Below are 18,895 nucleotides of genomic sequence, written 5' to 3'. Positions count from 1 at the left end.
GGTTGAAATGTTTGATCGGCACAGTTTCCACGGGCATCCTCGAGAACTTGTTTCCCCGTTTCCCCGCTTCCAGGATTGTGCTTCATGACCCGTCTCCACGCGTTCAACCGCGAACAGCTGCTGGCCAGCGCACGCGGTGAACTGTTCGGCACCGCCGCCGGCCGTTTGCCCAACGATCCGATGCTGATGTTCGACCGCATCACCGACATCCGCGAGGACGGCGGACCGCACGGCAAGGGCATGGTACGCGCCGAGCTGGATATCCGCCCGGACCTGTGGTTCTTCGGCTGCCACTTCATCGGCGACCCGGTGATGCCCGGCTGCCTCGGCCTGGACGCCATGTGGCAGCTGACCGGCTTCTTCCTGACCTGGCTGGGTGCCCCCGGCAAGGGCCGCGCGCTGGGCTGTGGCGAAGTGAAGTTCACCGGCCAGGTACTGCCGGACGCCAAGCGGGTGCGCTACGAGATCGACATCAGCCGGGTCATCAACCGCAAGCTGGTGATGGCCCAGTCGGACGCCCGCATGTACGTGGATGACCGCGAAATCTACAGCGCGCGCGACCTGCGCGTCGGCCTGTTCACTGAAACCGGGAGCTTCTGATGCGTCGCGTCGTCATCACCGGCATGGGCATCACGTCCTGCCTCGGCAATGATCTGGATACCGTATCGTCCGCGCTGCGCGAAGGGCGCTCGGGTATCACCCAGCTGGCCGACCACGCCGAGGCCGGGCTGCGCAGCCAGGTCGGCGGCCGTGTCGACCTCGACCTGGACGCACTGATCGACCGCAAGCAGAAGCGCTTCATGAGCGATGCGGCGGCCTTCGCCTACCTGTCCATGCGCGATGCCATCGCCGACGCCGGGCTCAGCGCCGAGCAGGTCAGCCACCTGCGTACCGGCCTGATTGCCGGCTCCGGTGGCGGCTCCAGCGAATGGCAGATCGGTGCCGTCGACCTGCTGCGCGAACGGGGCGTGCGCAAGGTCGGCCCGTACATGGTGCCGCGCACGATGTGCTCGACGGTCTCGGCCTGCCTGGCCACGGCCTACCAGATCAAGGGCGTCAGCTACTCGCTGTCGGCCGCCTGCGCGACCTCCGCGCACTGCATCGGCGCCGCCGCGGACATGATCCGCCACGGTGCGCAGGACATCATGTTCGCCGGTGGTGGCGAAGACCTGCACTGGTCCATGAGCGTGATGTTCGACGCGATGGGCGCGCTGTCGACCAGCTTCAACGACACTCCGGCCAACGCCTCGCGCCCGTACGACAAGGATCGCGACGGCTTCGTCATCGCCGGTGGCGGCGGCATGCTGGTGCTGGAGGACTACGACCACGCCGTCGCACGCGGCGCGCGCATCCATGCCGAGCTGATCGGCTATGGCGTGACCTCCGATGGCGCCGACATGGTGGCGCCCTCGGGTGAAGGCGCGGTGCGCTGCATGAAGATGGCACTGCAGGGCGTCGACCGCCCGCTGGATTACCTCAACACCCACGGCACCTCGACCCCGCTGGGCGATGTCACCGAGCTCAACGCGATCCGCGAAGTATTCGGCGACGCGGTGCCGCCGCTGTCCTCGACCAAGGCGCTGTCCGGCCATTCACTGGGTGCGGCCAGCGTGCACGAGGCGATCTACTGCCTGCTGATGATGCGCGACGGCTTCGTGGCCGGTTCGGCCAACATCGCCGAGCTGGACCCGAAGGTGGTGGATTTCCCGATCCTGCGCGAGAGCCGCGCGCAGAAGCTGGACACGGTGATGTCCAACAGCTTCGGCTTCGGTGGCACCAACGCGGCGCTGGTGTTCGGTCGGGTGTGATGGGGCAGGCGTGCCGACCAGCGGTCGGCACCCACCGTCAGAGGCGGACGGCACCCACCGTTACCTCGGCAGCAACGGCAGCAGCAACGCGCGCGCATCCACCAGCGAACCGACGATGCGGTGGCCCAGTGCGCGCAGATCTTCATCCGGATGTACCAGGTCCGGCACCTGGATCACGGTCATTCCCGCCGCCAGTGCAGCGCGCGTGCCGGCCGGTGAATCTTCCAGCGCCAGGCAACGTTCGGGCGCCTGGCCCAGCCGCTGCGCGGCCAGCAGGTAGATGTCCGGCGCCGGCTTCGGCCGCGCCACGTCGCCACTGGTGATCACCGCATCGAAATACGGCAGCAGGCCGGCAGCGGCCAGCTTGCGGCCGGCCCGCGGCTGCCGCGTGGTGGTGGCCACCGCACGCGGGATCGCATGTGCCTTCAGCAGCTCCAGCAGTTCCAGGATGCCCGGACGCAGCGGCAACCCGGTCTGCGTACGTGCCTCATACAGGTCGTGGCAACGTGCGGCCACCGCATCGATCACGCTGTCCTCGATGCCCTGCGCGCGCAGCAGCGCGTGCGAATCGCGGTCGCCGAGGCCGACCATGCGAAGGAACACTGCCTCGTCCACGCCCAGCCCGAATTCATCGGCGGCCTGGCCCCAGCAGGCCAGCGAGACACGCTCGCTGTCGATCATCAGGCCGTCCATGTCGAAGATGACGGCGTCGGGAAGAAACGGCAGCGCAGCGATGGGGGTCATGGAGCGAACAGCGTATCCAGGTCGGTAGGGGTGAGCTGCCGCCATTGCCCTTCGTCCAGCCCCTGCAGGTCCAGCCCGCCGACGCGACTGCGGTGCAGGGCCTGCACATGGTTGCCGGTGGCGGCGAACATGCGGCGTACCTGATGGTAACGACCTTCGTGCAGCACCACGCGCGCGCGACGCGCATCCAGCACTTCGAGTTCAGCCGGCAGCAGGGGCGTCTTCTCGGACTCCAGCATCAGCGTGCCGCTGGCGAACAGCGCCACTTCATCACCGCGCAGGTCGTCGCTCAACTCGACCTCGTAGACCTTGGGCAGCTTCGATTTCGGCGAGATGATCCGGTGCAGCAGGCCACCATCATCGGTCAGCAGCAGCAGGCCGCTGGTCTCGCGGTCGAGGCGGCCCACCGTGGACAGCACCGGGTCGCGGTCGCGGAAGCGCGGCGGCAGCAGGTCGTAGATCAGGCGACCGGTGTCCTTGGTCGAGCAGGTGTAGCCGGCCGGCTTGTGCAGCGCGATCGACAGGCCTACGGGCGGATCCAGCGGCTCGCCATCGACCCGGATGGCCTCATGCGGCACCTGGTCGTCGGCGTACAACACCTCGCCGTCGGCGTCGGTGATGCGGCCTTCGCGGAACAGCCACTGCACCTGCTTGCGGCTGCCATAGCCCAGGTTGGCGATGTGCTTGACCAGCTTCACTTGCCCTTCCCCTTCACCGCTTCGACCAGCTTGAACCCGTCGCGCTCGGCGACCACGCGCACCGCACCGAAACTGTCGTTGAGGGTGTGCTCGTACGGCAGGTGGCGGTTGGCCACCACGTACAGGCGCCCACCCGGGCGCAGCGCCTGCGCGGCCACGGCGATGAAGCGCTGGCCGATGTCCGGGCGGTCGGCGCGCGACGGCGTGTGGAACGGCGGATTGCTGATGATCACGTCGTAACCCGGCTCGATGCCGGTGGTGACGTCGCGCCACAGGAAGCGCAACGGTACGGCGCGCGGTGGCGGCGCCAGGTTCAGTTCGGCCAGTGCCAACGCGCGCTGCTCGGCCTCGTACAGGTCCAGCGCGGTGATCTTCGGGCAGCGTTCCAGCAGCTCGCGCGACAGATAGCCGTAGCCGGCGCCGAGGTCGGCGGCGCGGCCGGCCAGGTCGGCCGGCAGGTGCTCGGCCAGCAGCGCCGACGCCGGATCGATGCGATCCCAGGCGAACACCCCTGGGCGGCTGAGGAAGCGGCCACCGACGATCGGGCGCACCGCATCCAGCGCCGACCAGCGCTTGGCCAGGTCGGCATCGTGCTGGCCCTGCATCGGGGCGGTCCAGTACACGCGGCAATGGTTCTTGGTCAGGCTGCCGCCGAGGCCGGTCAGCTGCTTGAGGTCACCCTCGCCGGAGCGTGCGCCTTCGTTGTTGGACTGGCAGGCGACGATGCGGCCCCCTTCGGCGACCAGCGCCAGCGCGCGGGCGAACAGCGCACGGGCTTCTTCGCGCTGGCGCGGCGGCAGCACCAGCACCAGCGGGTAGCGGCCCTTGCCGGCCCCATCCTCCAGCTGGCCACTGACGGTCCAGCCGGCGGCCTGCTGCAGCGGCTGCGCGAACGGGGCAAAGCTCTGTTCGCAGTGCAGCTCGCGGTGGCCGGCCACTTCGCGCAGCGGCCAGCCGTCGCGGGCACGCAGGAAGGCCACCGGGCCCTCCGGCCAGCGCAGGGCGCCTTGGGAGAACGGCAGGAGCAGGGTCTGCAGGGGGGCGTCGTCGCTGGAGGCCATCGGCGCGGGGTACTTCAAGCGTGAGGGCCGACCATTGTACCGGCTCGGCCAGGCAGCCCCGCCCAGGGCGCTTTGCGAAACCCGAACGGGGCCTTGATCTGCCAGCAACATTGAAACGTTCAGGGTAGAGGCTCCCCCCGGAACCCAGGAGAACCTGCATGCGAGCCTTGTTCGTCGGTGGCGTGGTCGACAACAGTGAAATGGACCTGGAAGGCAGCCATCCGCCCGTGCATTACCCCGAAGACACCGGCGGCGGCCACTCGCGCTACCGGCTGCACCAGGTTGGCCATGGGGCCGACGGCAGCGTGGCCTATGCGGTGTATGGCGCGCCGGACCTGGCCGATGACGAGGTAGCCCGGGTGGCGGAAGAACGCGCCTACGCGCGCCGGTTCGAAGCGACGCCGACCTTGTTCGAGCACTGAGCCCAGCAGCCACGCACGGCGTGGCTCTACTGCAACCTCTGGTAGATCCACGCCATGCGTGGATGGGCCCGGCAGGCGGCCGTCAGACCCTCGGCGGCAACCTGCGGATGCTGGCAATCTCGTCCAGCCACACATGGTGCTGCTGCACCGGCGTGTCGTAGTCATCCAGGCGCAACTGTCCGTTGCTGCCTTCATCGCCGGCTTCGTTGCGATACTGCTGCACCGTCGGCCTCACCGCGACGGTGCCGAGCAGTCGACGGCCGTCCTGCAGGATCAGTTCCACCTGCGTCTCGCCGTCGAGCTGCGGCAGCAGGGCTTCCAGGCGCGCGATCTGCGCCGGATCGGTATGGATACGGGGAGCTATGCGGGACATCGGCGACCTCCTGGCTGCAGGATCGCCGATCGTCCGTGAATGCTCAGTGCAGCGCGTTGTCCGCGCGTGGCACCTGCACCTTGCGCACGGCAGCCACCAGCTGCGCTACCGAGTACGGCTTGGCCACATGCTCCTGGAAGCCCGATGCCAGCGCGCGGCGGCGGTCGTCGGCACGCGCCAGTGCAGTCACCGCCACCGCAGGCAAGGTCGCCGCATCCACGCCCATGTCCTCGCGCAGCGTGCGCACCAGGCCATAGCCATCCATGCCCGGCATGCCGATGTCGGTCAGCAGCACGTGGTACTGCAGATGGCCGGTGTCGGCCAGCAGCGCCAACGCCTCGCCGGCCGAGCTGGCCGCGGACACGCTGGCGCCCTGCTCTTCCAGCATGCGGCGCAGGTATTCCAGCACTTCCGGCTGGTCTTCCACCGCCAGCACGTGCATGCCGCGCAGTGGATACGGTTCGACGATCACCGGCTCCAGGATCGGCCCGCTGATGACTTCGCGCAGTGGCCGCCGCTCGGCATCGGGAAGGTGCTGTGGCAGGCGCACGGTGAACGTGGCACCGAGGCCATGCCCTTCGCTGGCCGCCGTGACCGTGCCGCCGTGCAGTTCCACCAGCTGCTGCACGATCGCCAGGCCCAGCCCCAGTCCGCCGTGGCGGCGGGTGGTGGTGCCGTCGGCCTGGCGGAAGCGGCTGAACAGATGATTGAGGAATTCAGGCGCGATGCCGTCGCCGGTGTCACGCACGGTGATCACCCAGTGATTGCCGTCGGCCTGCAGCTGCAGGTCGATGCGGCCTTCGGCCGGGGTGAACTTGATGGCGTTGGAGAGCAGGTTCCAGAACACCTGCTGCAGGCGCGTGGCATCACCCAGCACCAGGCTGGGCTGCTCGGGCAGCTGCAGGTGCACGTCCAGTGCCTTGCCTTCGGCGACCAGTTCCTGGGCACCAATGGCTTCGCCAAGCACGGTGCGCAAGTCCAGCACTTCCACCTCCAGCTGCACCTTGCCCAGCAGCATGCTGCTGAGGTCGAGCATGTCCGAGATCAGCCGCTTCTGCGCGCCGGCGCTGTTGGCGATCACGTTCAGGCCCTTGTACAGCGGACTGGTGTCGTCCACGCGCTGCAGCAGCAGTTCGCTCCAGCCAAGAATGGTGGTCAGCGGCGTACGCAGTTCATGCGACAGCGTGGCCAGGAACTCATCCTTCAGCCGCGCCATGTTTTCCGCGGCACTGCGTGCGGCCCGCTCGGACTGCAACAGCTCCTCGCGGGCCAGCTCGATCTCGCGGCGTTCGGTCACGTCCGGGCTGCTGCCGGCCAGGCCGATGAAGCGGCCCATGCGCGAGAAGCGCGGGCGGGCGTTCATCTCCAGCCAGCGCCATTGGCCATCGGCACGCCGCGCACGCACCAGCGCGTGCATCGAGCGCTGCGCCTTCAACGCCTCCTGGAGTTCGTATTCGAACACCGAGGCATCGTCCGGATGCACCAGGCCACGCCAGACGTCTTCCGGAACGCGCGTCTCGTCGCCACCGAAGAACTCGCTGAAAGCGCTGTTGACGAAACGGGCGTGCCCACGCTCATCGAGCACCCACACCGGCATCGGCAGGCCGTCGGCCAGCGCGCTGAAGCGCGCTTCGCTCTCGCCCAGCTCCACTTCCATCTGCTTGCGCGCGGTGATGTCGAAGAACAGGATGCCGACCTTGTCCTCGCCCGGCCGGCCCACGCGCACCGCGTCGACCGCGAACGAACGACCCAGCGCACGCGCTTCCATCTCGAACTGGGCCGGGCGGCCGCTGCGTGCGACCTCGCCATAGATGCGGAACCAGTCCTGCTCATGGTTGGGTTCCAGCGCGGTCATGCGCTGGCCACGCGCGTCCTTCAGGCCGGTATGGCGTTCGAACGCGTCGTTGACCTCGATGAAGCGATAATCGACCGCACGGTCGCCCTCGAACAGCACCTGGATCACGCAGAAACCGGCGTTGATGCGTTCAAGCACGCCATGATGCAGGTCGGGTTCGGGCGCCGGCACCATCATCGGTGGGCGCTCCACTAGGGGCGGCAGTGTGGACAAGGGCGTCTGGACGGGCCGGGTTGGAGACACAGCATCTTCCAAAGGGCGTATTCACAGCGTCAAGCGCCGTCAGTCATGGTTGACGACGATGAATTGGCGGCAACCGCTCTTGCGTATGTCGCAATCGGCCGTTGCGGCCACCGGAATGCGGGATCACACTCGCTCCGAGAACCGCATCGTCCCCATTGATGGGACGCAGGAGACCGTCATGAACCGCTCATTGGCCACTGCCCTGCTGCTGGCAGGCGCCCTCATGGCCGGCAGCGCGAACGCCGCGCCGCGCGCCGTCACCGATCCGGACGCGCCCCGTGCGCTGCAGGCCAACGGGCCGGTCAGCGTGAAATGGGACGATCCGGCCACATTCACCGAGATCCGCCAGAGCACCAACCGCTTCGAAGCCGAGCGCGGCAACTGGGTGCAGCAGCTGGCCAGCTACGTGCAGACCACTGCAGCCAGGCCGCTGCAGCCCGGGCAGACCCTGGACGTGACCCTGGTCGACATCAAGCGCGCCGGCGACTACGAGCCCTGGCACGGCCCGCGGGGCAGCGACATCCGGATCATGCGGGACATCTATCCGCCGCGGATCACCCTGCAGTACACGCTGAAGGACGCCAGCGGCCGCATCGTCGATGAGGGCGAAGCCAAGCTCAGCGACACCGGCTACCTGCACAACCTCGGGCTGAAGCGCGACAGCGATCCGCTGCGCTACGAGAAGCGCCTGATCGACGACTGGGTGAAGCGCGAGCTGAGCACGCGGGCTACCGCTGCACGATGATGGGAACCGCCGGGCATGGCCCGGCGCCAGCTCTGGTCTTGGTAATGCCGGCCGCTGGCCGGCATTACGTCACTCCTGGTACACCCGTGCCACACGCTTGACCGCGCACGGCAGCTGGTAGGCACTCACGCCACAGCGCGGCGCCAGTTCCGACAGCGTCGGCGCAGTGCCCCACAGTTCCACCACGCTGCCGACGCCCGCCTGCGCGTGCGCAGTCAGGTCCACCGTCAGCATGTCCATCGACACGCGCCCGATCAGTGCGCCGGGCTGGCCATCGATCAATACCGGCGTGCCGTTGGGGGCGAACTGCGGATACCCGTCGGCATAGCCAAGCGCGACCACGCCCACGCGGGTGCGCGCCTTCGCCACGAAGCGCGCGCCATACCCCACCGGCTCGCCGGCCTCGATCCAGCGTTCGGCAATCACCTTCGACTGCATCGTCATCACCGGGCGCAGGCGCTCGGTCAACGCGGTGTCGTCCGGCAGCGGGTTGGCGCCGTACAGCATCAGGCCCGGGCGCACCCAGTCGCTGCGTACATCCGGCCAGCCCAGCAGTGCCGGCGAATTGCATACGCTGGTCTCGCCGTGCAGGCCGTCGATGGCGCGGGCGAAGGTCGCAGCCTGTTCGTGGGTGCGCTCGCTGTCCAGCTCGTCGGCGCGCGCCAGGTGGGTCATCAACACGATGCGTTCGACCTGCGGCAGCGTCGACAGGCGTGCATGCGCGGCGCGGAAGCTGTCCACGTCCAGGCCCAGGCGATGCATGCCGCTGTCCAGCTTCAGCCACACCGTCAGCGGGCGCGGGCTGGCGAAGGCGGCCAGCGCCTCCACCTGCCACGGCGAACCGACGGCGAACCAGAAATCGTGTTCGGCCACCAGCGCCATGTCGCTGGGCTCGAAGATGCCTTCCAGCAGCAGGATCGGTGCTCGGATGCCGGCCTGGCGCAGCTCCAGCGCTTCTTCGATGGTGGCCACGCCGAAGCCTTCGGCCTCGCCTTCCAGCGCCTGCGCACAGCGCACTGCGCCATGCCCATAAGCATCAGCCTTGATGATCGCCAGGGCCTTGCCACCGCCCAGTTCACGGGCAAACCGGTAGTTGCTGCGCAGGGCGCCCAGATCGATCAGCGCGCGGGCAGGACGCATGTGCGGTTCTCGTGTTGCGGCGCGTGACCGTACTGGCCGTAGCGGAAAATATCCAGACCTTCGGTGCTGATCTGCGGCTGGCGCGCGCTCATCAGGTCGGCCAGGTAGCGACCCGAGCCGCAGGCCATGGTCCAGCCCAGCGTGCCGTGGCCGGTGTTGAGGTAGAGATTGCGGAACGGCGTGGCGCCGATCACCGGCGTGCCATCGGGCGTGGCCGGGCGCAGGCCGGTCCAGAACTGCGCGCGCGACAGGTCACCGCCCTTCGGGTAGAGGTCGCTGACCACCAGTTCCAGGGTTTCGCGGCGGCGCTGCGACAGCGACAGGTCGAAACCGGCCACTTCGGCCATGCCACCGACGCGGATGCGGTCGTCGAAGCGGGTCACCGCCACCTTGTAACTCTCGTCGAGGATGGTCGAGGTCGGCGCCATCGCCGGGTCGGTGATCGGCAGGGTCAGCGAATAGCCCTTCAGCGGGTAGACCGGCAGGCGCATGCCCAGCGGTGCCACCAGTGCCGGCGAGTAGCTGCCGAGCGCGACCACGAAGCGGTCGGCGGTTTCCCGCTTGCCGTCGATGCGCACGCCGGTGATGCGGTCGCCGTCAAACTCCAGGCCGGTGATGTCCTGGTCGAAGCGGAATTCGACGCCGGCATCCACGCACATCTGCGCCAGGCGGCGGGTGAACAGCTGGCAGTCGCCGGTCTGGTCACGTGGCAGGCGCAGTGCGCCGACCAGGCCGTCGACATGGGCCAGGGCCGGTTCGGCCTGGATGATGCCGGCGCGGTCCAGCACCTCGTACGGCACGCCGTACTGGGCCAGGATCTCGATGTCCTGCGCCGAAGCGTCCAGCTGCTGCTGGGTACGGAACAGCTGGGTGGTACCCAGGTCGCGGCCTTCGAATTCGATGCCGATCTGCGCGCGCAGTTCGTTCAGGCAGTCGCGGCTGTATTCAGACATGCGCACCATGCGCGCCTTGTTGATCGCATAGCGCTCATGCGTGCAGTTGCGCAGCATCTGCCACAGCCAGCGGTACTGGGCCAGGTCCATGCCCGGCTTGATCGCCAGCGGCGCGTGCTTCTCGAACAGCCAGCCGATCGCCTTCTTCGGCACGCCGGGGGCCGCCCAGGGCGAGGTGTAGCCAAACGACAGCTGGCCGGCATTGGCGAAGCTGGTCTCCAGCGCCGGGCCGGGCTGGCGGTCGATCACCGTGACTTCAAACCCGGCCTGTCGCAGGTACCAGGCACTGGTGGTGCCGATCACGCCGCTGCCGAGAACTAGGACTCGCATGGGAATTCTCCAACCCGATCATTCCCTGCACCAGAGCGCGCGGGGACCATAATTGGGGAAGTATAGACAGGCAATACCAGTCGATTTGCCTGATTTACAATCAACCGGCAGGATGTTCTCCTGCAATTCATTCCCCGAGGTTGACGGCCATGGCCCCCCGGACCCGCGAACTGGACAAGATCGACCGCAAGATCCTGCGCATCCTGCAGGCCGAGGGCCGTATTTCCTTCACCGAACTGGGTGAACGGGTCGGCCTGTCGACCACCCCGTGCACCGAGCGCGTGCGCCGGCTCGAGCGCGAAGGGGTGATCACCGGCTACCACGCCCACCTCGACCCGGCGGCAGTGAAGGCCAGCCTGCTGGTGTTCGTGGAGATCAGCCTGGCCTACAAGTCCGGGGACATCTTCGAGGAGTTCCGGCGCGCGGCGCTGAAGCTTCCCAACGTGCTGGAGTGCCACCTGGTGTCGGGCGACTTCGATTACCTGCTGAAGGCGCGGATCAGCGAGATGGCCTCCTACCGCAAGCTGCTGGGCAGCACGTTGCTGACGCTGCCGCATGTACGGGAATCGAAGAGCTACATCGTGATGGAAGAAGTGAAAGAGACGCTGAGCCTGCCGATTCCGGATTGAAGCTGGGAACCGGATGGGGTCAGAGCCCGCTGCGCGGGATCCGACCCCGGTCGTCAGCTGGCAAGGGGTCGGATCCCGCGCAGCGGGCCCTGACCCCGGTCATGGCGACAGTCAGCGCTGCTGCGGATGCTTCTGCGAGCGCTGTTCCTGCGGCTTGGCGCCCTTGTGCTGCTGCGGCTCCATCTGCTGTTGCTGCTGCTGTTGCTGCTGCGGGTTGCGGCCCTGCGGTTCCTTGCCGGGATGACGGTTCTGCTGGTTTTTCATGATCGCGATCCAGTGGACGAAGGACATGCGTCGGCCGAATGCCGGCGCAAGGCCACGGTGGTCCGGCAGCGGTTAATCGCAGGCGAAAAAGCAGTGATTGGCAGACCGTTGTTTTCGTGCGTTCAGGCCAGCGCGTCCGCCCGCCGGGCCTGCGGCCGCGTCAGCGCTTGATCTGCTGGCCATCGCCGGCCGGCACGCTGTCGTAATAACGACCGGTGCGCGAATCGAACACGCGGTTCGGGCCGGCCGGGCGGACCCCGGGCACGATGCGGCCGTTGCGGTCATAGACCTTGTCAGCCGGCTTCGGCGCCGGGGCGGGCGCGACCTGGGCCGGACCGGTCGACTTGATCGGCTGCGTGGGCTGCGGCGACGGCAGCACCTGCGGCTGCGGCCGGGCCGCTTGTGGCGGGGGTGCCACCGGCGGCGGGGCCACGCGGGTCGCGCTGCGGGTGGCGGTCGGGTCGGCCGTGGGCACCTGGGCCTGCGCCAGTGCCGGCATCAGGGCGATCAACAGCAGGGGAAGGGTCGGTTTCATGGCACGCTCCGGCGTGGATCGCAGTCACCTTGCGCCCGCGCCTGTGTGCCGCCCATGAACGGCCATCACACTTGCAAGCGCGCGCCACGACCCCCACGTTGTCCGGCATCCCAGGCCATCGACCCCACGGAGAGCCGGCATGACTGCCTTCGACCTGACGCCCCCTACTGCCACCCAGACCGAGGCGCTGGTCGCCGGCCTCAGCAGCGAAGAGCGCCGCGTGCTGCTGCAGCACGGTACCGAGGCGCCCTTCTGCGGCGTGTTCCTCGACAACAAGCGCGAGGGCGTCTACTGCTGCCGGCTGTGTGCCCTGCCGCTGTTCCGCTCCAGCACCAAGTTCGATTCCGGCACCGGCTGGCCCAGCTTCTTCGCCCCGTTCGACCCGGCGCACGTGCGCGAGATCCGCGATACCAGCCATGGCATGGTGCGCACCGAGATCACCTGCGCCCGCTGCGGCAGCCACCTGGGCCACGTGTTCCCGGACGGTCCGCCGCCCACCTACGAGCGCCACTGCCTGAACTCCGTCTCACTTTCGTTCGTCGGCACCGGCGAGCCCTGGCCCGATCCGCTGCAGCGTGGCGGTGCCGAAGCCGGTGTGGCGGGCTGAAACACCCCGCTGACCGATTTCACAGAATTCCCTCTTCAGAAAACCGGGCGACGGGCCGACAAGGAGATATCCCCCCTCCCTGCGTCGCCCCATGCTCATCATCGTTGGATTCCTGGTCGTCATCATCAGCGTGATCGGGGGCTACCTCGGTGCCCACGGCCGCCTGGGTGCCCTCTGGCAGCCCTACGAGCTGGTCATCATCGGCGGCGCCGCACTGGGCGCGTTCCTGGTCGGCACCCCGGCCAAGACGGTCAAGCAGACCCTGCAGGCCATGGTCGGCGTGTTCAAGGGCCCGCGCTACAAGCAGCAGGACTACATCGATGTCCTCAGCCTGCTTTATGAACTGCTCAACAAGGCCCGCCGCGAAGGCTTCATGGCCCTGGAAGACCATGTCGAGCGGCCGGCCGAGAGCGCCCTGTTCGCCAACTACCCCAAGGTGCAGGCCGACCACCACCTGATCGACTTCATCACCGACTGCCTGCGCCTGATGATCGGCAGCAACATCGAGCCGCACGAGCTCGAGCCGCTGCTGGAGCTGGAACTGGAGAAGCACCACGCCGAGGCCATGGCACCGTCGCAGGTGCTGACCAAGGTCGCCGACGGACTGCCCGGTTTCGGCATCGTCGCGGCGGTGCTGGGCATCGTCATCACCATGGGCTCGATCGGCGGCGACATCGTCGAGGTCGGTGGCCACGTGGCCGGTGCACTGGTCGGCACCTTCCTCGGCATCCTGCTCGGCTACGGCTTCGTCGGCCCGATGGCCGCCGCCATGGAGGCACGCGCCGAGCAGGACAGCCGCATCTACGAATCGGTCAAGACTGCCCTGCTGGCCTGCCTGCGCGGTTACAACCCGAAGATCGCGCTGGAATTCGCCCGCAAGACGCTGCCGTCGAACGTGCGCCCGGCCTTCTCCGATTTCGAGCAGCACCTGAAGACGGTCAAGTAAGCCATGGCCGAGAACAAGCCCACCGTCATCGTCCGCCGGGTCAGGAAAGCCGGCCACGCCGCTCACCACGGCGGGTCGTGGAAGGTGGCCTATGCCGACTTCGTGACCGCGATGATGGCCTTCTTCCTGGTGCTGTGGCTGATGGCCACCACCAACAAGAACGACCGTGCGGCCATTTCCGAGTACTTCCGCAACCCCAGCCCGCTGAGCGGGCAGAACGCCACGCCGGCGCCCGGCATGGCCGGCCCGGGCGGCGCCAGCACCTCGATGATCAAGCTGGGCGGCGCCACCGACATCTCGCGCGGCAGCAGCAACGATCCCTTCCAGAACCAGAAGGAAGCGGTGCCGCAGCCGGTGGACCAGCAGCAGCGCGACAAGCAGCAGCTGGAAGCGCTGATGAAGGAACTGCAGGAAGCGATCAGCAAGAGCCAGGCACTGGAACCGTTCAAGGACCAGCTGCTGCTGGACCTGACCCCGGAAGGCCTGCGCATCCAGATCGTGGACAAGCAGAACCGGCCGATGTTCGACCTCGGCAGCGCTACGCTGAAGCCGTACACCCAACAGATCCTGCACGAGCTGGCCAACTACCTGAACCACGTGCCGAACCGGATCAGCCTGACCGGCCACACCGACATCACCGCCTATTCGGCCGCACGCGGCTACGGCAACTGGGAACTGAGCGCCGACCGCGCCAACGCTGCACGCCGTGCACTGGTGGACGGCGGCCTGGAGGACAGCAAGATCACCCGCGTGGTCGGCCTGTCCTCGTCAGTGCTGTTCGACAAGGCCGACCCGCAGAACCCGATCAACCGCCGTATCAGCATCGTGGTGATGACCCAGGCCGCCGAAGCGGCCGCGCTGGCCGGAGCCGGGCCGCAGGTGGGGCTGTCGGCGCCGACCGCCGACCCGGACGTGCAGGCCGCGCAGGGTAAGGCAAAGTAGACGGTGGGTGGGGACCTTGGTCCGCACATCCGGGAACGCGTGCGGACCAAGGTCCGCACCCACCAGGGGCATCCCCCGGCGCACCCGCTACAATGGCGGTCTTTCCGTTTTCAGGTGATTCCACCCCCATGTCCCAGAATTCCAAGGCCAAGCGCGACAAGCGCAAGAAGCAGCAGGGCAAGCGCCCGTTCCTCCGCCTGAACGCCCAGCAGCAGGTGCAGAACCATGCCGTGCTGACCAACGAAGACGGCCAGGTGGTGGCGGCCATCGGCCTGCAGGGCCGTGAGTGGCTGCTGGCCATCGGCGGCCAGACCATGGGCAATGCCGAGAACCCGGTGCCGATGCTGGCCATGCTCAAGCACCTGTCCAACGTGCAGGAAAAGGAAGGCCGCAAGGTCAACCTGGAATATTCCGAACTGCTGAAGTCGCTGCTGGACACCCTGGCCGCCGAATCCGATCAGACCGCTGACGAGTACCTGGACAAGCTGGTCGCCGAGTTCGAGACCGTGGAAGCCGACGAAGGCGAAGAAGCCGCTGCGGCTGCCGAAGGCGACGTGGTTGAAGCTGCTGCCGACGCCGAGGCCGCCCCGGCCGCTGACAGCGACAGCAAGCCGCAGGCCTGAACCGGCCGCGGCGGTGACGGTCTACGTCGATGACGCGGTGCATCCCTGGCGCGGACAGCGCTGGGCGCACCTGATGGCCGACACCCTGGCCGAGCTGCACGCCATGGCGGCGCAGCTCGGCATTCCACCGCGGGCCTTCCAGAACAAGGCCAGCGGTGCCCATTACGATGTCACTGCCGAGCTGCGCGCACAGGCCATCGCGCTCGGCGCGCAAGCGATTTCGCGGCATGCCGACCGCGAGCTGGTCAAAGCGGTGATCGCCAACGCCCGGGCGCAGTACCGGCCGTAGGCCGCGCCGCGGGTTCGCCGGACACCAACCGGCACCGGCGGGGTAGAGTCGACTGTCAGTCGACTATCGCGCGCAGCGCGGGGGTCTCGCGGCCGGATGGGAGAGCAGTCGACTGACAGTCGACTCTACCCCCGTCGGGTCGTCCTCAGCGGATCAAGCCGTCAAGTCGTGCCCGGCGGATCGGCCCATCGCTCAGAACGGGTCGCTGCCCAGCCGGATTTCCACGTTCAGCAGCGAGCACAGCGCCAGCATCGCGTCGTCGTCGCGGGTCAATGCCATCACCCCGGTAAAGCCGTCACTGCCGGCATCCACGCTCCACAGCGTGTAGTTGTGCTCGCGCAGGCGGTCGAAGGCGGTGGACATCAGCTGCACGCCGTCCAGGCCCTCGGCGAAGTCCTCGTCGTCCAGGTCCCCGCCCCAGTCCAGCTGCAGGTTGAAGCGCGCCGACAGCTCGTTGACCGCCGACTGCAGCGATTCCAGGTCATCCCGCTCCACATCGAAACCGGACTGCCAGGCAATGGCGGTGAACAGCGCCGGCAGCCAGTCGCTGTCCGCTTCCAGCGGCTGCCCGTCCTCGGACAGGTGCTCGCGCCAGCGGTTGAACTGCTGCAGGGCAAGCTCTTCGTCGCCCGGGTTGATCAGCACCAGCAGGTTCCAGACCCGCGCCTCGAAGCCCTCCTCGTCGAAGTCGTGGATGTCTTCCTCGAAGTCGAAATAGTCGCTGTTGTCGGGCATGGCGGAACGTCCTCTGGGGCAGGTCGGCATTCTACGGTTTATCCTGTGCCGCTGAAGCCGGCCTTGGTGGCCGTCACTGTGAATGAAGCGATGAGCGATACCCCTCCCGACCACCTGGCCATCAACCCGGCCAGCCCCTTCCATGATGCGCAGGCGCTGGAGCGCGGCGTCGGCGTGCGTTTCAACGACGTCGAGCGCGACAACGTCGAGGAATACTCGGTCAGCGAAGGCTGGATCCGCGTGCAGGCCGGCAAGGCCCGCGACCGCCGTGGCAACCCGATGACCATCAAGGTCAAGGGCAAGGTCGAGGTGTATTTCCTGGACCAGAAGCCGGAGTAAGGCCTGAACGGTGTGCGGACCAAGGTCCGCACCCACCCGGGGTACACGGTCATTCGCGCTTGCGCGATTCCAGCAGGTCCAGGTTGCGGATCAGGCGCCGCGAGATCTCATCGGAGATCACCCCGCGCCGGGTCAAACGGAACAGTTCCTCACGCTCGGCATTGAGGCCGGCGCTGCGCAGCTGGCGGTAACCCAGCTCCATGCGCCTCACCTTCTCCGGGTCCACGTCGGGGCCGTCGTTGTCCTTCTCCAGGTGCCGCTGGTACAGCAGGCTCACCCGCGAGGCAGCGTCGTTGTACAGCTGCACGTTCTCGGTGTTCTGGTTCATCACCAGCTGCTGGCGCATGCGCTCGACCCCGGCCAGGGCGGCCTTGGACGACAGCCGGCGTGCCAGGTCCTCTTCCTTGCGCTCGCCCGAATCGGCCGGCAGCTGCAGGCCCTTCAGCAGCTGCGGCAGCGCCACGCTGGCGCCGACCAGCGAGAACAGGATCACCGCCGCGGCCAGGAAGATCACCAGGTCGCGCGCCGGGAACGCGCTGCCATCGGGCAGGAACAGTGGCAGGGTCAACACACCGGCCAGGGTGATCGCGCCGCGTACGCCGGCCACCGAGGTCGCCACCACGATGCGCCAGTTCGGCGCCTCGCCGCGCTCCAGGCCACGACGGCGCGCACGCAGCAGGTTCCAGCGCAGCGACAGCCATACCCACAGCAGGCGCAGCAGGATCAGCGCCAGGTTGATCACCACCACGTAGACCAGCAGCCACCATGCACTCTGGTGGCCGGACTCGTTCATGGTGGTGGTGGCGCGCTCGACGATGCCCGGCAACTGCTCGCCCAGCAGCACGAACATGATGCCGTTGAAGCTGAACTGCAGCATGTTCCAGACACCCGCGCGCTGCACGCGCATGCTGCCGGAGACACGGCCGGTCAGCTCGACGTAGCTCATCGCGATGCCGGCAGCGACCGCAGCGAGGATGCCCGAGGCATGGATTTCTTCGGCCAGCAGGTAGGCCGCGAACGGAATCAGCAGGTTGACCAGCATCGCCGCACCCGGCTCCTCGCCGAAGCGGCGCCACAACCAGCGCTGGAACGTGGACACGCCGAGGGTAACCGCCACGCCCACGGCCAGGCCGGCCACCGCCACCCACAGGAAGGTCAGCGAGGCCGTGGCCAGCGAGAAGGAACCGGTCATCACCGCCGCCACCGCGAAGCGGAAGCAGACCAGGCCGGAGGCATCGTTGAGCAGCGATTCGCCTTCCAGGATGTGCATCAGGCGCTTGGGAATCGGTGCCTTCGAAGCAATCGCGCCCACCGCCACCGGGTCGGTCGGCGAGACGATGGCCGCCAGCGCGAAGCACACCGCCAGCGGCATCACCGGGATCATCCAGTGGATCAGCAGGCCGGCACCGATCACGGTGAACACCACCAGGCCGAACGCCAGTTCGAGGATCGCCCCCTTGTCGCGGAACAGGCCCTGCTTGGGAATGCGCCAGCCATCCAGGAACAGCAGCGGCGGCAGGAACAGCAGGAAGAACACTTCCGGCTCCAGCGCGTGGCCACGGTTGAACACGCCGGCGATCACCGCCCCCAGGCCGATCTGCACCAACGGCAGCGGCAGCGAGAACGGGAGGACGCGAACCAGGTAGCCGCTGGCGACAACGGCCACCAGCATCGCCAGGACGACTTCGATGGTATGCATGCTTCTTCCAGGAAGCGGCGCGTGGGGAGGCACGAGGGCCAGCGCCGGAAACCTGGAAAAAACTACCACATGCGGCCCTGGCCGCGACGGCCGCAGCCGCCGCGCGTCAGCCCCGGCTCATGCCCCGTCGAAGCGGTACAGATCCATGGCCAGGAAGCCGGCATCGATGCCGGCGTCGATGCGGCGCGCACCGAAACCGCCCTCGCCGGCTGCACCCATCGCGAAGAACAGCGGCAGCAGGTGCTCGTCGGTCGGGTGCGCACGCTCGGCGAACGGGGCCTGCCGGCGGTAGTCGAACAGCGCCTGGCGGTCATCGGCGGCCAGCCGCTGCTCCACCCACTCGATGAAGGGCCGCACATACGGTGCTTCCTTGCCGTCCTGGTAATCGCCCCAGTCGTGCAGGTTGTGGGTGATGCTGCCCGAACCGACCAGCAGCACGCCCTGTTCGCGCAGCGGCGCCAGCGCGCGGCCCAGCGCGAACTGATGCTCGGGGCCGAGCAGCGGCTGGATCGATACCGGCACCACCGGGATGTCGGCCTGCGGGCGCAGCAGCCGCAGCGGCACCCAGGCACCGTGGTCGAGGCCACGCTGCGGGTCGAGCGCCACCGGCAGCCCGGCGGCGGCGATGCGGCCGGCCACCTCTTCGGCCAGCGCCGGATCGCCGGGCGCCGGGTACTGCAGTTCAAACAGCGCGCGCGGGAAGCCGCCGAAGTCGTGGATCGTCGGCGGCTGCGGGTGCGCGCCGACCAGCGGCTGCCGGCCCAGCCAGTGCGCCGAGGCCATCACGATGGCACGCGGCGTCGGCAGGTCGCGCGCCAGCTCGGCCAGGCGCACGCCGACCTGGCCCGGCTGCAGGGCGGTCATCGGCGAACCGTGGGAGATGTACAGCGAAGGCAGGCGGGACATGGAAGGCTC

General features: G+C 68.0%; 23 protein-coding genes. 11 read left to right on the top strand and 12 right to left on the bottom strand.

Annotation, left to right across the window (positions count from 1 at the left end; genetic code table 11):
• Positions 1-84 precede the first annotated feature (84 nt).
• Together fabA and fabB are read left to right on the top strand one after the other, a co-directional pair.
• Positions 85-600 carry a 3-hydroxyacyl-[acyl-carrier-protein] dehydratase FabA gene (gene fabA, locus LRM18_RS16260; protein WP_270955034.1) on the top strand — a complete coding sequence of 172 codons (516 nt, stop codon included), beginning with the start codon at positions 85-87 and terminating at the stop codon, positions 598-600.
• Entirely contained in the window at positions 600-1,808 is a 1,209-nt protein-coding gene (fabB, locus tag LRM18_RS16255) for a beta-ketoacyl-ACP synthase I (protein ID WP_270955033.1), read from the top strand. Before fabA ends, fabB begins: the two co-directional genes overlap by 1 nt.
• A gap of 60 nt (positions 1,809-1,868) precedes the next feature.
• Here the strand turns inward: fabB and LRM18_RS16250 are convergent, their stop codons facing one another.
• The 3 genes from LRM18_RS16250 to LRM18_RS16240 are packed head-to-tail and all read right to left on the bottom strand — an operon-like array spanning position 1,869 to position 4,311.
• Positions 1,869-2,552: an HAD family phosphatase gene (locus tag LRM18_RS16250; protein ID WP_270955032.1), complete on the bottom strand. Its 684-nt coding sequence runs from the start codon at positions 2,550-2,552 to the stop codon at positions 1,869-1,871.
• A complete protein-coding gene (locus tag LRM18_RS16245) occupies positions 2,549-3,250 on the bottom strand; it encodes a pseudouridine synthase (RefSeq protein ID WP_270955031.1) in 702 nt (233 codons plus the stop codon). The genes LRM18_RS16250 and LRM18_RS16245 overlap by 4 nt, the downstream gene beginning before the upstream one ends.
• Entirely contained in the window at positions 3,247-4,311 is a 1,065-nt protein-coding gene (locus tag LRM18_RS16240; RefSeq protein ID WP_182068341.1) for a class I SAM-dependent methyltransferase, read from the bottom strand. The genes LRM18_RS16245 and LRM18_RS16240 overlap by 4 nt, the downstream gene beginning before the upstream one ends.
• 158 nt (positions 4,312-4,469) lie before the next feature.
• Between LRM18_RS16240 and LRM18_RS16235 the strand changes: the two genes are divergently transcribed.
• Entirely contained in the window at positions 4,470-4,733 is a 264-nt protein-coding gene (locus LRM18_RS16235; RefSeq protein WP_005407925.1) for a hypothetical protein, read from the top strand.
• An 82-nt stretch (positions 4,734-4,815) separates the two neighbouring features.
• On the opposite strand, the gene LRM18_RS16230 is transcribed toward LRM18_RS16235, so the two are convergent.
• The gene (locus LRM18_RS16230) at positions 4,816-5,106 is read right to left on the bottom strand and encodes a DUF3247 family protein (RefSeq protein ID WP_053462065.1); all 291 of its coding nucleotides are present in this window, start codon (positions 5,104-5,106) and stop codon (positions 4,816-4,818) included.
• Positions 5,107-5,149: 43 nt separating this feature from the next.
• The gene (locus LRM18_RS16225; RefSeq protein ID WP_057494275.1) at positions 5,150-7,138 is read right to left on the bottom strand and encodes an ATP-binding protein; all 1,989 of its coding nucleotides are present in this window, start codon (positions 7,136-7,138) and stop codon (positions 5,150-5,152) included.
• Positions 7,139-7,382: 244 nt separating this feature from the next.
• Here LRM18_RS16225 and LRM18_RS16220 point away from each other — a divergent pair, with 244 nt between their 5' ends.
• The gene (locus LRM18_RS16220; protein ID WP_270955030.1) at positions 7,383-7,949 is read left to right on the top strand and encodes a DUF3016 domain-containing protein; all 567 of its coding nucleotides are present in this window, start codon (positions 7,383-7,385) and stop codon (positions 7,947-7,949) included.
• Between the two features lie 69 nt (positions 7,950-8,018).
• On the opposite strand, the gene alr is transcribed toward LRM18_RS16220, so the two are convergent.
• Positions 8,019-9,089, bottom strand: a complete 1,071-nt coding sequence (alr, locus tag LRM18_RS16215; RefSeq protein ID WP_270955029.1) for an alanine racemase — start codon at positions 9,087-9,089, stop codon at positions 8,019-8,021.
• On the bottom strand, positions 9,068-10,372 hold the full coding sequence (locus tag LRM18_RS16210) for a D-amino acid dehydrogenase (protein ID WP_057494273.1): 1,305 nt from the start codon (positions 10,370-10,372) through the stop codon (positions 9,068-9,070). Before LRM18_RS16210 ends, alr begins: the two co-directional genes overlap by 22 nt.
• 149 nt (positions 10,373-10,521) lie before the next feature.
• Here LRM18_RS16210 and LRM18_RS16205 point away from each other — a divergent pair, with 149 nt between their 5' ends.
• On the top strand, positions 10,522-11,001 hold the full coding sequence (locus LRM18_RS16205) for a winged helix-turn-helix transcriptional regulator (protein WP_049464533.1): 480 nt from the start codon (positions 10,522-10,524) through the stop codon (positions 10,999-11,001).
• Between the two features lie 111 nt (positions 11,002-11,112).
• On the opposite strand, the gene LRM18_RS16200 is transcribed toward LRM18_RS16205, so the two are convergent.
• Together LRM18_RS16200 and LRM18_RS16195 are read right to left on the bottom strand one after the other, a co-directional pair.
• Positions 11,113-11,292 carry a lana protein gene (locus LRM18_RS16200; protein ID WP_270955028.1) on the bottom strand — a complete coding sequence of 60 codons (180 nt, stop codon included), beginning with the start codon at positions 11,290-11,292 and terminating at the stop codon, positions 11,113-11,115.
• 133 nt (positions 11,293-11,425) lie between these two features.
• Complete coding sequence (locus LRM18_RS16195) at positions 11,426-11,800, bottom strand: hypothetical protein (RefSeq protein ID WP_053462059.1); 375 nt, start codon at positions 11,798-11,800, stop codon at positions 11,426-11,428.
• A gap of 139 nt (positions 11,801-11,939) precedes the next feature.
• Between LRM18_RS16195 and msrB the strand changes: the two genes are divergently transcribed.
• The 5 genes from msrB to LRM18_RS16170 all read left to right on the top strand — a co-directional run bounded on the left by msrB (position 11,940) and on the right by LRM18_RS16170 (position 15,207).
• A complete protein-coding gene (gene msrB / locus LRM18_RS16190; protein ID WP_049464541.1) occupies positions 11,940-12,407 on the top strand; it encodes a peptide-methionine (R)-S-oxide reductase MsrB in 468 nt (155 codons plus the stop codon).
• A 91-nt stretch (positions 12,408-12,498) separates the two neighbouring features.
• Positions 12,499-13,353, top strand: coding sequence for a flagellar motor stator protein MotA (gene motA / locus LRM18_RS16185; protein WP_014645799.1), 855 nt, complete (start codon positions 12,499-12,501; stop codon positions 13,351-13,353).
• Between the two features lie 3 nt (positions 13,354-13,356).
• On the top strand, positions 13,357-14,295 hold the full coding sequence (gene motB / locus LRM18_RS16180; protein WP_270955026.1) for a flagellar motor protein MotB: 939 nt from the start codon (positions 13,357-13,359) through the stop codon (positions 14,293-14,295).
• A gap of 128 nt (positions 14,296-14,423) precedes the next feature.
• On the top strand, positions 14,424-14,918 hold the full coding sequence (locus LRM18_RS16175; protein ID WP_064237565.1) for a hypothetical protein: 495 nt from the start codon (positions 14,424-14,426) through the stop codon (positions 14,916-14,918).
• A 13-nt stretch (positions 14,919-14,931) separates the two neighbouring features.
• Positions 14,932-15,207 (top strand): DUF4031 domain-containing protein, encoded by a 276-nt coding sequence (locus LRM18_RS16170; RefSeq protein WP_014035835.1) that lies wholly within the window; start codon positions 14,932-14,934, stop codon positions 15,205-15,207.
• Between the two features lie 192 nt (positions 15,208-15,399).
• On the opposite strand, the gene LRM18_RS16165 is transcribed toward LRM18_RS16170, so the two are convergent.
• On the bottom strand, positions 15,400-15,942 hold the full coding sequence (locus tag LRM18_RS16165; RefSeq protein ID WP_032959249.1) for a hypothetical protein: 543 nt from the start codon (positions 15,940-15,942) through the stop codon (positions 15,400-15,402).
• A 90-nt stretch (positions 15,943-16,032) separates the two neighbouring features.
• On the opposite strand from LRM18_RS16165, the gene LRM18_RS16160 reads away from it, so the two are divergent.
• Positions 16,033-16,281, top strand: a complete 249-nt coding sequence (locus tag LRM18_RS16160; RefSeq protein ID WP_005415112.1) for a DUF3297 family protein — start codon at positions 16,033-16,035, stop codon at positions 16,279-16,281.
• A gap of 49 nt (positions 16,282-16,330) precedes the next feature.
• On the opposite strand, the gene LRM18_RS16155 is transcribed toward LRM18_RS16160, so the two are convergent.
• Positions 16,331-17,980: a Na+/H+ antiporter gene (locus LRM18_RS16155; protein ID WP_005415111.1), complete on the bottom strand. Its 1,650-nt coding sequence runs from the start codon at positions 17,978-17,980 to the stop codon at positions 16,331-16,333.
• 117 nt (positions 17,981-18,097) lie between these two features.
• Positions 18,098-18,886 (bottom strand): class III extradiol ring-cleavage dioxygenase, encoded by a 789-nt coding sequence (locus tag LRM18_RS16150; protein WP_270955025.1) that lies wholly within the window; start codon positions 18,884-18,886, stop codon positions 18,098-18,100.
• Between the last annotated feature and the right edge of the window lie 9 nt (positions 18,887-18,895).

The sequence above is a fragment of the Stenotrophomonas sp. PI_27 genome (assembly GCF_027854495.1).
GTDB classification, from domain to species: Bacteria; Pseudomonadota; Gammaproteobacteria; order Xanthomonadales; family Xanthomonadaceae; genus Stenotrophomonas; species Stenotrophomonas pavanii.
The sequence above is the reverse complement of the archived record's forward strand: the minus strand, read 5'-3'. Positions and strand labels throughout refer to the sequence as shown.

Excerpts from the sequence above, each read along its gene's own strand:
- fabA (WP_270955034.1), top strand. The coding sequence starts at position 85 with ATGACCCGTCTCCACGCGTTCAACCGCGAACAGCTGCTGGCCAGCGCA.
- fabB (WP_270955033.1), top strand. The coding sequence starts at position 600 with ATGCGTCGCGTCGTCATCACCGGCATGGGCATCACGTCCTGCCTCGGC.
- LRM18_RS16250 (WP_270955032.1), bottom strand. The coding sequence starts at position 2,552 with ATGACCCCCATCGCTGCGCTGCCGTTTCTTCCCGACGCCGTCATCTTC.
- LRM18_RS16240 (WP_182068341.1), bottom strand. The coding sequence starts at position 4,311 with ATGGCCTCCAGCGACGACGCCCCCCTGCAGACCCTGCTCCTGCCGTTC.
- LRM18_RS16235 (WP_005407925.1), top strand. The coding sequence starts at position 4,470 with ATGCGAGCCTTGTTCGTCGGTGGCGTGGTCGACAACAGTGAAATGGAC.
- LRM18_RS16230 (WP_053462065.1), bottom strand. The coding sequence starts at position 5,106 with ATGTCCCGCATAGCTCCCCGTATCCATACCGATCCGGCGCAGATCGCG.
- LRM18_RS16225 (WP_057494275.1), bottom strand. The coding sequence starts at position 7,138 with ATGATGGTGCCGGCGCCCGAACCCGACCTGCATCATGGCGTGCTTGAA.
- LRM18_RS16220 (WP_270955030.1), top strand. The coding sequence starts at position 7,383 with ATGAACCGCTCATTGGCCACTGCCCTGCTGCTGGCAGGCGCCCTCATG.
- alr (WP_270955029.1), bottom strand. The coding sequence starts at position 9,089 with ATGCGTCCTGCCCGCGCGCTGATCGATCTGGGCGCCCTGCGCAGCAAC.
- LRM18_RS16210 (WP_057494273.1), bottom strand. The coding sequence starts at position 10,372 with ATGCGAGTCCTAGTTCTCGGCAGCGGCGTGATCGGCACCACCAGTGCC.
- LRM18_RS16205 (WP_049464533.1), top strand. The coding sequence starts at position 10,522 with ATGGCCCCCCGGACCCGCGAACTGGACAAGATCGACCGCAAGATCCTG.
- LRM18_RS16200 (WP_270955028.1), bottom strand. The coding sequence starts at position 11,292 with ATGTCCTTCGTCCACTGGATCGCGATCATGAAAAACCAGCAGAACCGT.
- LRM18_RS16195 (WP_053462059.1), bottom strand. The coding sequence starts at position 11,800 with ATGAAACCGACCCTTCCCCTGCTGTTGATCGCCCTGATGCCGGCACTG.
- msrB (WP_049464541.1), top strand. The coding sequence starts at position 11,940 with ATGACTGCCTTCGACCTGACGCCCCCTACTGCCACCCAGACCGAGGCG.
- motA (WP_014645799.1), top strand. The coding sequence starts at position 12,499 with ATGCTCATCATCGTTGGATTCCTGGTCGTCATCATCAGCGTGATCGGG.
- motB (WP_270955026.1), top strand. The coding sequence starts at position 13,357 with ATGGCCGAGAACAAGCCCACCGTCATCGTCCGCCGGGTCAGGAAAGCC.
- LRM18_RS16175 (WP_064237565.1), top strand. The coding sequence starts at position 14,424 with ATGTCCCAGAATTCCAAGGCCAAGCGCGACAAGCGCAAGAAGCAGCAG.
- LRM18_RS16165 (WP_032959249.1), bottom strand. The coding sequence starts at position 15,942 with ATGCCCGACAACAGCGACTATTTCGACTTCGAGGAAGACATCCACGAC.
- LRM18_RS16160 (WP_005415112.1), top strand. The coding sequence starts at position 16,033 with ATGAGCGATACCCCTCCCGACCACCTGGCCATCAACCCGGCCAGCCCC.
- LRM18_RS16155 (WP_005415111.1), bottom strand. The coding sequence starts at position 17,980 with ATGCATACCATCGAAGTCGTCCTGGCGATGCTGGTGGCCGTTGTCGCC.
- LRM18_RS16150 (WP_270955025.1), bottom strand. The coding sequence starts at position 18,886 with ATGTCCCGCCTGCCTTCGCTGTACATCTCCCACGGTTCGCCGATGACC.